This is a genomic window from Kribbella sp. NBC_01510, from assembly GCF_045040325.1.
Taxonomy (GTDB): Bacteria; Actinomycetota; Actinomycetes; order Propionibacteriales; family Kribbellaceae; genus Kribbella.
The window spans coordinates 6,962,943-6,975,649 of the sequence record NZ_CP109418.1 but is presented as its reverse complement, the minus strand read 5'-3'; the positions used below and the strand labels follow the sequence as shown (position 1 = coordinate 6,975,649).

At 67.9% G+C, this 12,707-nt stretch carries 12 protein-coding genes; 4 read left to right on the top strand and 8 right to left on the bottom strand.

The features are described from left to right. Window positions 1-28 precede the first annotated feature (28 nt). Genes OG558_RS34500 through OG558_RS34475 form a run of 6 tightly spaced genes read right to left on the bottom strand, consistent with a single transcriptional unit; the run spans window position 29 to window position 6,115 of the window. Window positions 29-811, bottom strand: a complete 783-nt coding sequence (locus tag OG558_RS34500; protein ID WP_405066722.1) for a sugar phosphate isomerase/epimerase family protein — start codon at window positions 809-811, stop codon at window positions 29-31. 1 nt (window position 812) lies between these two features. Continuing rightward, complete coding sequence (locus OG558_RS34495; RefSeq protein ID WP_405066721.1) at window positions 813-1,664, bottom strand: carbohydrate ABC transporter permease; 852 nt, start codon at window positions 1,662-1,664, stop codon at window positions 813-815. Next, window positions 1,654-2,598: a carbohydrate ABC transporter permease gene (locus OG558_RS34490; RefSeq protein ID WP_405066720.1), complete on the bottom strand. Its 945-nt coding sequence runs from the start codon at window positions 2,596-2,598 to the stop codon at window positions 1,654-1,656. The genes OG558_RS34495 and OG558_RS34490 overlap by 11 nt, the downstream gene beginning before the upstream one ends. A gap of 6 nt (window positions 2,599-2,604) precedes the next feature. After that, on the bottom strand, window positions 2,605-3,927 hold the full coding sequence (locus OG558_RS34485) for an ABC transporter substrate-binding protein (RefSeq protein ID WP_405066719.1): 1,323 nt from the start codon (window positions 3,925-3,927) through the stop codon (window positions 2,605-2,607). Window positions 3,928-3,935: 8 nt separating this feature from the next. After that, window positions 3,936-5,078, bottom strand: a complete 1,143-nt coding sequence (locus OG558_RS34480) for a mandelate racemase/muconate lactonizing enzyme family protein (protein ID WP_405066718.1) — start codon at window positions 5,076-5,078, stop codon at window positions 3,936-3,938. Window positions 5,079-5,089: 11 nt separating this feature from the next. Next, complete coding sequence (locus OG558_RS34475) at window positions 5,090-6,115, bottom strand: hydroxyacid dehydrogenase (protein WP_405066716.1); 1,026 nt, start codon at window positions 6,113-6,115, stop codon at window positions 5,090-5,092. 106 nt (window positions 6,116-6,221) lie between these two features. Between OG558_RS34475 and OG558_RS34470 the strand changes: the two genes are divergently transcribed. The 3 genes from OG558_RS34470 (at window position 6,222) to OG558_RS34460 (ending at window position 9,047) form a co-directional block, all read left to right on the top strand. Next, window positions 6,222-7,112, top strand: a complete 891-nt coding sequence (locus OG558_RS34470) for a LysR substrate-binding domain-containing protein (RefSeq protein WP_329477115.1) — start codon at window positions 6,222-6,224, stop codon at window positions 7,110-7,112. A gap of 34 nt (window positions 7,113-7,146) precedes the next feature. Continuing rightward, window positions 7,147-8,097 carry an SDR family NAD(P)-dependent oxidoreductase gene (locus OG558_RS34465; RefSeq protein WP_405066715.1) on the top strand — a complete coding sequence of 317 codons (951 nt, stop codon included), beginning with the start codon at window positions 7,147-7,149 and terminating at the stop codon, window positions 8,095-8,097. 128 nt (window positions 8,098-8,225) lie between these two features. Beyond that, window positions 8,226-9,047, top strand: a complete 822-nt coding sequence (locus tag OG558_RS34460; protein ID WP_405066714.1) for a putative protein N(5)-glutamine methyltransferase — start codon at window positions 8,226-8,228, stop codon at window positions 9,045-9,047. Here the strand turns inward: OG558_RS34460 and OG558_RS34455 are convergent. Further along, entirely contained in the window at window positions 9,004-10,998 is a 1,995-nt protein-coding gene (locus OG558_RS34455; RefSeq protein ID WP_405066713.1) for a GTP-binding protein, read from the bottom strand. The two genes, OG558_RS34460 and OG558_RS34455, sit on opposite strands and share 44 nt — an antisense overlap. A 174-nt stretch (window positions 10,999-11,172) precedes the next feature. Here OG558_RS34455 and OG558_RS34450 point away from each other — a divergent pair, with 174 nt between their 5' ends. Then, a complete protein-coding gene (locus tag OG558_RS34450; protein ID WP_405066712.1) occupies window positions 11,173-11,958 on the top strand; it encodes a phosphotransferase family protein in 786 nt (261 codons plus the stop codon). Here OG558_RS34450 and pyrH read toward each other — a convergent pair. Then, window positions 11,951-12,658: a UMP kinase gene (gene pyrH / locus OG558_RS34445; RefSeq protein ID WP_405066711.1), complete on the bottom strand. Its 708-nt coding sequence runs from the start codon at window positions 12,656-12,658 to the stop codon at window positions 11,951-11,953. The two genes, OG558_RS34450 and pyrH, sit on opposite strands and share 8 nt — an antisense overlap. Between the last annotated feature and the right edge of the window lie 49 nt (window positions 12,659-12,707).

Below are 12,707 nucleotides of genomic sequence, written 5' to 3'. Positions count from 1 at the left end.
GGTTCTCCATCAAGTGAGTGTGTCGATTTCACTCCCTTGACGGATGCTGTGCGGCGGATGTGACAGCGGCGTGGAGATCTTTTTCGAGCCGTTCCTCGACCGGTACGGCGGGGTCGGAGTACTGCCCGGTCAGGCAGATCGGGCCGGAGTACTTGACCTTCTGCAGAGCCGCGAACACCGCGGACCAGTCGGACAGTCCTTCGTCGGCCTGCACGAAGTACGGCTTCCAGACGCCGTCGGTCCGGAGGTACTGCACGTTCTTCAGGTTGACGATGCCGAGTCGCTCGGCGCCGAGCTCGAGCGTCACTGCCGGATGGTCGCCGGCCAGTGCGTCGTGCGCCGCATCCCAGACCAGCTTGAACTGCTCGGGCAGCCCGTCGAGCAGTTGCAGTACGCCGAGCGTCGACGCCACGAATCGCCCGTGATGCGGCTGCACCCCGACCTGCACGCCGTACCGCTCGGTCAGTACGGCCGCTGTCTCGAGCAGCATGCGAGTACGTCGTACTGACGCGGCGTACCCATCGGGACCGAGCTCGGCCATGATGCGGATCAGCGGCACACCGGCCTCCGCACAAGCGGCGAACACCCGCTCGGACAGGTCACTGGCAACGCTGATCGGTTCGACGCCCTCGGCCCGCAACTGCGCGGTGAACTTCGGCAACTCAGCCTCGGCCGTAGCCGGGCTCACGTAGGCGGCCTCGCGGACCGGGACCTCCGCTCCGGCGAACCCGAGATCGGAAACGAGCCGACCGAGCTCATCACCCGGCAACGCCAGCCACGGTTTGGTGAAAACAGACCACAGATAGGTCATTTCAGCGGCCTCCCAGCCCACTCACGGTGATACCTCGGACGAACCAGCGTTGGGTCAGGAAGAACAGGATGATCAGGGGGATCGTGGTGACGGTGGCTGCCATCAGCAACAGGTTCCACTGGGTGCCGTTCGTGTCCTGGAACACCTGCAGCCCGACCGACGCGGTTCGGGTGGCATCGCTGTTCGAGATGATCAACGGCCACAAGAGGTTGTTCCACTGGCTGATGAATTTGAACACGGCAAGCGTCGCGATCGCCGGGATCGCGAGCGGCACGATCACCCGGACGAACGCCTGCCAACGGTTCGCGCCGTCCAGCCGGGCGGCCTCCTCGTAGTCGCGCGGGATGCCGAGGAAGAACTGCCGGAGCAGGAAGACGCCCAGTGCTGTGAAGGCGTGCGGCAGGATCATCCCGGGCCAGGTGTCGATGCCGTGCAGCTTCGCGACCAGCACGAACTGCGGGATCAGCGTCACCTGCGACGGGATCATCAGCGTGGCGAGGTAGATGCCGAACAGCCAGCTGCGGCCGGGGAAGTTCAGCCGGGCGAACGCGTATGCCGCCAGCGCGGCCGTGACGGTCTCGAGCAGAGTTGTGCCACCCGCGAAGTACACGGTGTTGAGGAGGTACTTGCCCAGTGGCACGAGCTCGAAGGCGCGCGTCAGGTTCTCCGGGTGCCAACTGCTCGGCCAGAACGACGGCTTGGCCGCCATCGACTCGGCATCGGACTGGAACGCGACCAGCACCATCATGACGACCGGGATGAGGGTGAGAGCGGTGACCAGGAAGCAGGCGAAGACAATCAGCTTCCGCTGAAGAACCTTGTTGGAGGCCAAGGGGAGCACTTCAGTTGTCATAGTGGACCAGCCTCCGCTGGAAGAGGAACTGCGTGGCGGTGATCATCACGATGAACGCGAACAGCACGAGCGACTGTGCCGCGGCGTACCCTTGGTCGTAGTTCTCGAAGCCGGTCCGGTAGATGTACATGACCAGCGTGGTGGTGCGGGTGCCTGGTCCGCCGTTGGTCATGATGAGCGCCTGGTCGAAGACCTGGAACGAGCCGATCACCGAGGTGACGATCACGAAGAACAAGGCCGGTGACAGCATCGGCAGGGTGACGTTGCGGAAGCTCTGCCACGGCGACGTGCCGTCGACGCGAGCAGCCTCGTAGAGCTGTTGCGGGATCGCCTGCAACCCGGCGAGGAAGACGACCATGCCGAAGCCGAAGCTCTTCCACACGCTCATCAGGATCAGGGCCGGCATCGCCCAGTTGTCCGAGATCAGCCAGGTCGGTCCGTTGATGCCGAACACCCCGAGCGCGGCGTTCACCAGGCCGTCGTGCGGGATGTAGAGCCAGATCCAGACGAACGCGACCGCCACCGTGATCGTTGCGTACGGCAACAGCAGGAGCGAGCGGAAGACCGCGACCCGGCGCAGCCCCTGATTCAGCAGCAATGCGAGCGCGAGGCTCACCAGGATTGTCAGCGGCACGCTCACGAAGGTGAAGTACGCCGTGTTGCCCAGCGCGGACCAGAACGTCGGATCCGGGCCGAGGCGGGCGAAGTTGCGCAGCCCAGCCCAGCGCGGCGGGCTGAACAGGTTCCAGTCCAGCAGCGAGATCACGCCGGCGGCGACGACCGGTCCGGCGGTGAAGGTCAGGAATCCGATCAGGCTGGGCAGGATGAACAGCCAGGCGGTCAGCGTCTCGCGGCTCCGCCAGCGTGGCGTCGGCTTGGAGGACCGCTGTGGTGGTGCGGTGGTGACCGGGGCGGCGAGAGTGTCGACAGCCATGGTGGATCACCCCTTCCTGGCGGTGGCTTGGCGGATGTTGTCCTGGTGCTGCCGCATCAGTACGTCGAGACGCGGCGTGAGCCCGGTGATCGCGTCCGCGACCGTGACCTGTCCCAGGAAGCTCCGCGGGAGATCCTGGCCGAGGAGTTGCTTGACCTGGTTCCAGTTCGTGGTGACGTCGAACGCGTGGCCGCCGGCGAGTTTGCCGGCGAGGATCTGCTGGACGATGCCGAGGTTGTCCGGCGGTGGCTGGAACGCGCTGCCAGCGCTCAGCCGGGCCGGGTTGTTGCGGCCGGCCTTGGCGTAGATGTCGAGCGCACCTGTGCTGGTGAGCGTCTTGAGCAGCTTCCACGCGAGGTCCAGTTCGGCCCCATCGCGCACCCCCGACGGAATCGCGAAGCTGGATCCCGATACCCGCGGTGTACTGCCGACTGCCCCGGCCGGGAACGGGATCACGTCCCAGTCGAACTTGGCCTTGCGCACGTTGACCACCTGCCACGGCCCGTTCTGCATGAAGGCGACGTTGCCCTCCATGAAGTTCGACAGCGAACTCTCGGTGACCAGGTTCTTGATCGGCGGGGTCACCTTGTCCTTGACGAACAGGTCGATGACGTACTGCAGTGCCTCCATCGCCTCCGGATCACCGAGCGTGCTCCGGGTGGCGGCGTCGTCCATCACGTTCCCGCCCGCGCAGTAGATCCACGACACCAGGTCGTCGATCGCCGGTGCACAGGTGAAGCCGTACTGCTCGCCGGGTTTGGTGAGCTGCTTCGCCAGGTCCCGGAACGTTGCCCATGGCATCGGCACCGTCTTCGGGGGCAGCTCGACGCCCTGCTTCTGCAGCAGCGTCTTGTTGTAGTACATGACCGTCGGCGCGACGTCGAAGCCGATCGCGTAGGTCTTGTTGTTGAAGCTCGAGATCCGGCGGCTCGACTGGTAGAAGTCGTCGAGGTGGAAGTCCGGGTCGGCCTCGATCAGGTCGTCGAGCGGACGGTGCGCACCGCGGGCGGCGTACGTCGGGATCAGTGTGCCGTTGAGCGCGGTCACCAGGCCGGCCGTGCCACTGACCAGTTGCAGGTCGAGTTTGGTCGGGTAGCCGTTCGACGGGGTCAGGGTCGGGACGGACTTCACCCCGAGCTGGTGCTCGACGTACTTGCTGAAGTCCTGCCAGACCTTCTTCTCCGCGGCACTGCTCGACCACATCGCCCAAGTGGCGGCGCCGGCGGGTGGTCCTGACGAGCACCCGGCCGTGGATCCGGCAACAGCCAGCCCGAGCCCGGCGAGACCGGTCAGCTCGAGAAAGCCGCGACGGGACAGGTTCGTTCCCATGTTTCTCCTCACCGATAGAGCAGGTCGATCGACTCGGCGCGGATCCGCTCCTCGTCGACCTGAACGCCCAGTCCAGGGGCGGTGGGGACCGTCGCGACGGCCTTGGTGATGCTCAGCCCCTCGACATACAGATCGGACAGCAGCTCCGGCCCGTTGAGCTCGGCGGGCAAGGCGAGCTCGAGCTGACTGAACACGTGCAGTGCGGCGGCGAACGCGACCCCGCAGTCGGTCAGGCCGCTGGCGAGGACCTCGACACCGCCGGCGATCGCGGTCTGCGCGGTCTTCAGGGCGTTGCGCAGCCCACCGGATTTGCAGACCTTGACCACGACGAGGTCGGCGGCGCCGAGCCTGATCGCCCGGGCCAGGTCCTGGGCGGAGAAGCTGCCCTCGTCGATCGCGATCGGCAGGTCGATCAGTTCGCGCAGCCGTTGCATCGCGAGCGTGTCGGTGCTCGGTACAGGCTGCTCGACACAGTGGATGGTGCGGATGCCCGCCGTACGGTCGAGGAGTTGCTTGAGTGCGGTCGGCCGGTAGGACTGGTTGGCGTCGAGCCACAGCGGCTTGCCACCGGCGATCTCGGCCACGGTCTGGATCGCCGCTGCATCCGCGTCCAGATCGCCACCGATCTTGACCTTGTACGCCGGATAGTCAGACGACTGGAGCGCATGTTCGCGGACCGCGTCCTGGTTGCCGACCCCGATCGCCGAGCACAGCGGGATCTCGTCGTACACCTTGCCGCCGAGCAGGGCGTGCACCGGGACGCCGGCGAGCTTGCCGGCCGCGTCGTGCATCGCGACGTCCACGGCGGCCCGGGCGAACGGGAAGCCGTTCGACACCGCGGGACTGAGGCGCTTGGCCGCACGCTGGTGGAACAGCTCGACGTCGAAGGGCGTGAGTTCGAGCAGGATCGGTGCGAGGTGCCGCCGGATCACCACCGCCATCGTCTCGGCGGTCTCGTAGCTCCAGCTCGGCAGCGCGCGCTGCTCACCCCAGCCGACGACGCCGTCCTCGGTGGTCAGCTTCACGAACACGACCGCAGCGGCCTGGTCCGGGGCGTCACCGGGGGAGCCGACCGCGCCGCTGCCGAGCACGAAGCGGCGCGCGAACGGGACTGCGACCGGAAACACTTCGACTTGCGTGATCCGCGACATCGGCTGTCCTCTCAGGCCGCGATCGACCAGGCGGCCGGGTCGACGAAGCTCGGTCCGCGGGTGCCGTCCTCGAGCCACCGGATCACGTCCGTCAGGACGTAGCCGGCCAGCGCGAGGTGGCCTTCAGCGGTGTCACCGGCGACGTGCGGGCTGAGCAGCAGGTTGGGCGCGTCGAGGATCGCGCGGTCGAAGGTCGGCGGCTCCGGGTCGTAGACGTCCAAAGCGGCGTACAGGCGGCCGTCGAGGACGTGGTCGAGCAGGGCCTGCTGGTCGATGGCCGGACCGCGGGACGAGTTCACGACGACCGCGCCGTCGGGGAGTTGCTCGATCAGCGCGCGGGTGATCATGCCCTTGGTCTCCGGCACGTTCGGGACGTGGATGGTGAGGAACGGGCTGCTCGCCGCCTCTTCGAGCGTCGTCGTGCGTACGCCGAGTTGACCGGCGCGCTCGTCCGTCAGGTAAGGGTCGTAGACCGCGAGGTCGCAGCCGAAGGGCTTCAGCAGAGTGATCAGCGCCCGGGCCGTGCTGCTGGCGCCGATGACGCCGACCCGGGCGCCCGCGAGTTCGTGGCCGCGGAAGCCGGTCTGCTTCCAGCCGCCCTGCCGGATCGCTCCGTCGAAGCGGGGCAGGCGCCGGGCCAAGGTGAGCATGGCGGCCAGGCAGTACTCGCCGACCGACCACGCGATCCGCGGACCGGCGGAGAAGACGGCGACACCCTGGTCGAGGATGACCGGGTCGATAAGGTTCTTGACCGAGCCGGCCGCGTGGGCGACGACCTTCGGGCCGTTGCCGTCGGACCACAGCTCCTTGCCGAGGTGCGGCGTACCCCAGCTGGTCAGGAGGACGTCGGCGCCGGCGGCCAGCTCGGGTACGGCGGCCGGGTCGAGCGCCGGCGGCTTGCCGGGTGATCCCGGTCCGGCCGCGTGCGCCGCCTCGGCCCAGACGACCTCGAAGCGGTCCTCCAGCAGCCGGCGGGTCGCGGGGTCGACCACGTCGGCGGCACGGTCGGGCGAGAACAAGGCAGCGAGCTTGGGCACCGGGGAGGCTCCTTCGGTTCGGCGTTGAGAGACGCAGCCTCGACGGTAGGCGTTTTCCGTTATGCAGGTCCAAGCCCTATTTCGCATGAACCGATACCGTGCCGGTATGGACTTGTCGCTGCAGCAGCTCCGGGGGTTCGTTGCCGTCGCCGAGGAACTCCACTACGGTCGGGCCGCCCAGCGGCTCAACCTGACCCAGCCACCGCTCACGCGGCAGATCCAGGGGCTGGAGCGAACCCTCGACGTCCGGCTGTTCGACCGGACCGGCCGGGGAGTGCGCCTGACCGCGGCCGGTGATGTCTTCCTCGAACACGCTCGCCGGGTGCTCGCGCTGCTCGAGGTCGCTCCGGAGGCGACTCGCCGGGCCGCCGACGGCCAGACCGGGACCCTGCGGATCGCGTTCACCGCCATCGGTGCGTACGCCGTACTCGCGGACTTCCTCACCATGGTCGGGAAACGCACGCCGGCGGTGACCTCAGAGCTCACGGAGCTCGTCAGCCCGGCGCAGTTCGAGGCGTTGGCGAACCTGGAGATCGACATCGGCCTCGTCCGGCCACCGATCCCATCGCAATTCGAGTCGGTGCTGGTGCATTCGGAGGATCTGGTTCTCGCCGTACCGACCGATCATCCGCTCGCGACCGGCGACACCCCGGTCACCCTCGCCGACGCCACCGACGACTACATCGGCTACAGCCCCGAGGGTTCGCAGTACCTGCACGACATCTGCGCCGCGATGATCGGCATGGATCGGTACGCCGTCAGTCAGCTGGCATCGCAGGTGCCCACGATGCTCGCGCTCGTCCGGGCCGGTCTGGGGTGCGCGTTGATCCCGCGTTCGATCATGGCGATGGGAGTCGAGGGGGTCCGTTACCGTGAGCTCGACGCGGCCGACGCGCATTCGGTCACGCTGCACGCCTGCTGGAGCCCCGACAGTCCGAACCCGGCCCTGCAGCGGCTGGCGGAGTCACTGCGGCAGAACCCGCACCTCGACGCTTGACCTAGAGTGTGCGCGAACTCGTAGAGTCCAAGACATGACTGCACAGCACAAGATCGGTTCGGGGTTCGGGCACGACAGCACCGCGGACGACGTCCTCGCCGGGATCGACCTGACCGGCAAGCTGGCCGTCGTCACCGGCGGATACTCCGGTCTCGGCCTCGAAACGACACGTGCGCTGACCAAGGCCGGTGCGCACGTCGTCGTACCGGCACGGCGGCCGGACGCCGCGCGCGCGGCGCTGGAGGGGCTCTCGAACGTCGAGATCGACGAGCTGGATCTCGGGGATCTGGAGAGTGTGCGGGCGTTCGCCGATCGGTTCCTGGCGTCCGGGCGGTCGATCGACCTCATGATCGACAACGCGGCGATCATGGCCGCGCCGGAGACGCGGGTCGGGCCGGGCTGGGAGGCGCAGTTCGCGACCAACCACCTCGGGCACTTCGCGCTGGTGAACCGCCTCTGGCCGGCGCTGGTGGCCGATGGTGGTGCGCGCGTGGTGTCGGTGTCGTCGACCGGACACCGGCGCTCGGACATCCGCTGGGACGACCTGGAGTTCCGGCAGGGGTACGACAAGTGGCAGGCGTACGGGCAGGCGAAGACCGCCAACGTGCTGTTCGCCGTGCAGCTCGATGCCCTGGGCAAGGACTCCGGCGTGCGCGCGTTCGCGCTGCACCCGGGCGGCATCCTGACCCCGTTGCAGCGGCATCTGCCGCGCGAGGAGATGGTCGCCTTCGGCTGGATCGACGAGGACGGCAACCCGCTGAACCCCGGCTTCAAGTCCCCGGAACAGGGCGCCGCGACCCAGGTGTGGGCCGCGACGTCGGCACAGCTCGACGGGCTCGGCGGCGTGTTCTGCGAGGACTGCGAGATCGCCGAGGTGTCCACCGACGACAGCCCGGGCGTCCGGCCGTACGCGATCGACCCGGCGTCGGCCGCCCGGTTGTGGGCGGTCTCCGCGGAGCTCACCGGAGTGAACGCTTTCGGGTAGGGTGGATCGCACCAGGGACGACGGACTGAGGAGGTGGGACCGATCACCGGACAGGCAGGTTGGTTGCTCCCGCCTCGAGTGGTCAGCTTCTGAGACTGACCGCGGGAGCCTCGGTTCTAAGGGGTTCTGTGTCTGTATCTTCTGTTCCTTCTGTTGAGCTCGGCGCTGTCGTCGAGCGACTGCGCGCGTCCGGGTGCGTCTTCGCCGAGGACGAGGCCGCGCTGATCGTCGAGACCGCGCGGGACGCGGCCGAGGTGGCCGCCATGGTCGACCAGCGTGTGGCTGGGTTGCCACTCGAACACGTCCTCGGCTGGGCGTCGTTCCGCGGACTGAGGATCGCGGTCGATCCCGGTGTGTTCATCCCACGCCGCCGGACCGAGTTCCTCGTCGCCGAGGCGCTGGAGGTGACCACACCGGGCGCCGTCGTACTGGACCTCGGCTGTGGGTCGGGCGCGTTGGGTGCGGCGATCGCGGCGGAGCGCGAGGTGTCGTTGTACGCCGCCGACATCGAGCTGGCCGCGGTTCGGTGTGCCCGGCGCAATCTGGTGCCGTGGCGCGGCTCGGTGTATCAGGGCGACCTGTTCTCCGCGTTGCCGGATCAGTTGCGGGGGCGGATCGACGTACTGCTCGCGAACGTGCCGTACGTGCCCACCAACGAGATCCGGCTGCTGCCGCCCGAGGCTCGGCTCTACGAGCCGCACGTGACGCTGGACGGTGGGCCGGACGGGCTCGCCACATTCCGCCGGGTTGCGGCGGGGGCGTTGAGCTGGCTTGCCCCGGGTGGGCACCTGTTCGTGGAGATGAGCGAGCATCAGGCCCCGCCGGCCGCAGCTGTGCTGACGGATCAGGGCCTGACGGCTCGCGTGACGTCCGACGACGAGCTCGGTGCGACTGTTGTCCACGGCATCAAACCCGGCGCTGCACGTGCAGGAGGTAATCCCGCCGGTTGAGTGGGTCGTGGTCGGTCCGAGGGCGTTCCGGGATCGGGCCGGTGACGGGTTGGTAGCGCTCGAACGCGGACTCCAGCACGCCTTCGCCGCGGGTGAGGGCGGGCAGCAGTTGCTCGAGTTCGTAGACGGCGGCCGCGGGGATTTCTCCTTCCAGGGTTGAGGTTTCCGCGGCCAGCGCCGGCACCTGCGGGATCGCGCGCAGCCGGGCCAGAGCCGCGAGTGCGGCCCGAGTCGTGTCGGTCGGGATCTCCAGCCGGAAGCGGTGCATCGGCTCGTGCACCGTCGTACCGGCTTGCTGGAGGGCCGTCATCAGGACCAGCGGGGTCAGGAAGCGGAAGTCGCCGGCCGTGCTCGACATGCTCTTGTCGAAGACGGCGTGGGCATGACTCTGCCGCGCCGAGTAGCCGGAGTGCGTCATCACCACCCGCGCGTCGGGGATCTGCCAGCCGTGAATGCCCTGGCCGAGCGTCTCGCGGACGGTCTCCTCGACGGCCTTGATGAACGCGTACGGCATCGAGCCGAGCTCGACCTCCAGCTCGAAGCTGACACCGGCGTTGACCGGGGCGGGTTCGAGCCGGAGACCGACGGTGGCGAGGAACGGGTTCGGGTCCTTCTTGTTGAACTCGACCGCCGCGCCGGTGCCGTCGAGTCGCTCGATGCAGATCGTGGTCGTCTCGCGGAAGCCGGCCTCGATCCCGAACTCGGTCGCGAGGGTGGTCTGGATGACCTCCTTCTGGACCTCGCCGTACAGGGACACCGAGATCTCCTGGCGGAGATCGTCCTGGCGCAGGTTGATCAGCGGGTCCTGCTCCGCGAGCTGGGTCAGCGCGACGCGAAGGTTGCCCTTGTCACGCAGCTCCTTCGGGTAGACCACGGTCTCCAGGGTGGGCGGCGCGAACATGACCGGGTTTGGGGAAACAAATGGTCGCTCAGCGGCAGTAATGTTCCACAGATCGCTCAGCCGGTCGCCGATCTGGATATCGGCGAGGCCCCAGACCCGCGCGATCTGCCCGGCGCGCACCTCGGCGGCAGGGGTCGCGCCGCCCTCGCCGAAGACGCGGAGCGCGGTGACCTTGGCCTCGGCGCCGGCCCGGAAGCCCAGCCGCTCCCGAACTCGCACCGTGCCGGAGAACATCCGGACGTAGGCGATCTTCTCGCCGGCCGGGCCGCGCTCGACCTTGAAGACCGCTCCGTCGACCGGTTCCTCCTGGGTGCCGGCCAGCGGGAGCAGTTCGCGGATGCCTTCGGTCAGCGCCTCCGTGCCCGCACCGGTGATGGCGGAGCCGAAGTAGACCGGATGCACGAGCGCGTCCTTTGTCTGCTTGGCCAGCGCTCGCTTCAGGGCGTCACGGGAGAGCGGCTCGCCGTCCACGAACATCCGGAGCAGGTCGTCGTCGCGCTCGGCGAGTACTTCGAGGAGGGCGCCGTACGACTCGGTGAACGTCGCTTCCGGGGTGCCTAGCTGCGTGGCCTCGCCCATCGGGACAAGCGCCGGGGTCAGCTTGTCCGCGATCGACTTGAGTACGGCGTCGTACTGCGCGCCGGCCCGGTCAACTTTGTTGACGAAGATCAGCGTCGGGATCTTCAGGCGCTGCAGCGTCCGCATCAGCACCCGGGTCTGCGCCTGGACGCCTTCGACGGCCGAGATGACCAGCACCGCGCCGTCGAGCACGCTGAGCGCCCGCTCCACCTCGGCGATGAAGTCCGGGTGGCCGGGGGTGTCGATCAGGTTGACCGTGACAGGGTCGGCCTGGCCGATCGTGAACGATACGACCGCCGACTTGATCGTGATACCGCGCTGACGTTCCAGCGCGAGGGAATCGGTCTGGGTGCTGCCGTCGTCGACGCTACCGATCTCGTCGATGACCCCGGCGGCGTAGAGCAGCCGCTCGGTCAGGCTCGTCTTACCGGCGTCGACATGCGCCAGGATCCCAAGGTTCAGTACTTTCACGCAGCTTCATGTCCTTTGAACAGGTGTCAATTCCTTCCGCGACAGACATGAAGCGAGGTCGCATGACAGAACTCCTTGACTAGACACCTGCTGGTACGCCCACGAGTACACCAACTCCCGGTGCGGCCCCGCAAACCATTTAGACGAGCACTACACCGTCGGTACGCTAACGACGTGCCGCCCCTCGATCCACGACCGCTCGCGTCCCCAGTGATCGGTCGGATCACCCGCGTCGAGCCGGTCAACGACTTCGCGGCCAACCAGACCTTCCGCCTGCACACGCCGTCCGGCGTCTACTACCTCAAGTCCGGCAACACCATTGCCGCGGAAGCCGAAGCCTGCGATCTCGCCCGCTCGCTCGACGTCCCCAGCCCTCGAGTCATCGCGGTCGACCTCACGGCCCCGACGTACCTGATCACTGCCGAACTCCCGGGTGAGCCCACCAACTCCCCACAGGTCCTCGCCGAGGCCGGCCGCTGCCTCCGTCGCCTCCACACGATCCACGACCCCTCGGCGGATTGGCCCACGAACCTTCTCAAGCCGATCGAAACCCTCGACCGCCTGACCAGTGTCCTCCCCGACCAGCTCGCCCAGCGGCTCCGCGACACCGTCCCGCCCTTCGTCCGCACCGTCGCCGACATCAAGCCGGCTCTGCTGCACGGCGACCTCCACCCCCGCCACCTCTATGCCGTAGGCAACAAGCTCACCGGCGTCCTCGACTGGGGCGACGCCATGTACGGCGACCCCCTCTTCGACATCGCCCGCTTCACCATGTCCGGCCCGGCACCCACCGCCGCATTCCTGACCGGCTACCCTCTCTCCCGCACGCCGTACATCAACCACACCCTCTCGCTCTATCGCGCCCTCTGGTCCCTGATGGCCCTCCACGCAGAGCACTCCGCCCGCGGCGACTGGTTCCAGCCACACGTCGACACGATCGCCCGGGAACTGGTCAGTTGATCAGGGTGCCGATGGGGGTGCCGATGGTGATGGAGGCGGCGGCGGAGGGGCGGTCGATGTCGAAGACGTGGAGGGGGAGGTGGTGGTCACGGGCCAGGATGAAGGCCGTCTGGTCCATCACACCCAGGCCGCGGTCGATGACTTCCTGGTAGGTCAGGTGGTCGAAGCGGCGGGCGTCCGGGTGCTTGTTCGGGTCGGCGTCGTACACGCCGTCGGTGCCGTTCTTGGCGACCAGGAGGGCGTCGGCGTCGAGCTCGATCGCGCGCTGGACGGCCGGGTAGTCGGTGGTGGTGAACGGCTGTCCGTTGCCGCTGGCAAGCAGGACGATCGAGCCCTTCTCCAGGTGCCGGAGGGCGCGCAGCCGGATATACGGCTCGGCCAGGTTGTTGATCGGGATCGCCGTCATCAGGTGGACGTCGTCGGCACCGAGCGCCGTGAGCCGGCCGCGCAGGAGGACGGCGTTGATGACAGTGCCGAGCATGCCGATGTTGTCGGCCTCGACGCGGTCGATACCCCACTCGTCGGACCGGTTGCCGCGGAAGACGTTGCCGCCGCCGACGATGACCGCGACCTGGATGCCGGTGGCGTGCAGCGCGATCACCTCGTTCGCGAGGTGGGTGAGCCGGTCGCTGTCGAAGCCGAAGTCGTTCGAGCCGGCGATCGCCTGCCCGGACAGCTTGAGGACGAGCCTGCGGTACATGCCGCTCCGTTCAATCAGAAGGCGGGACGGAACTCGCCTTTGTCCGCCA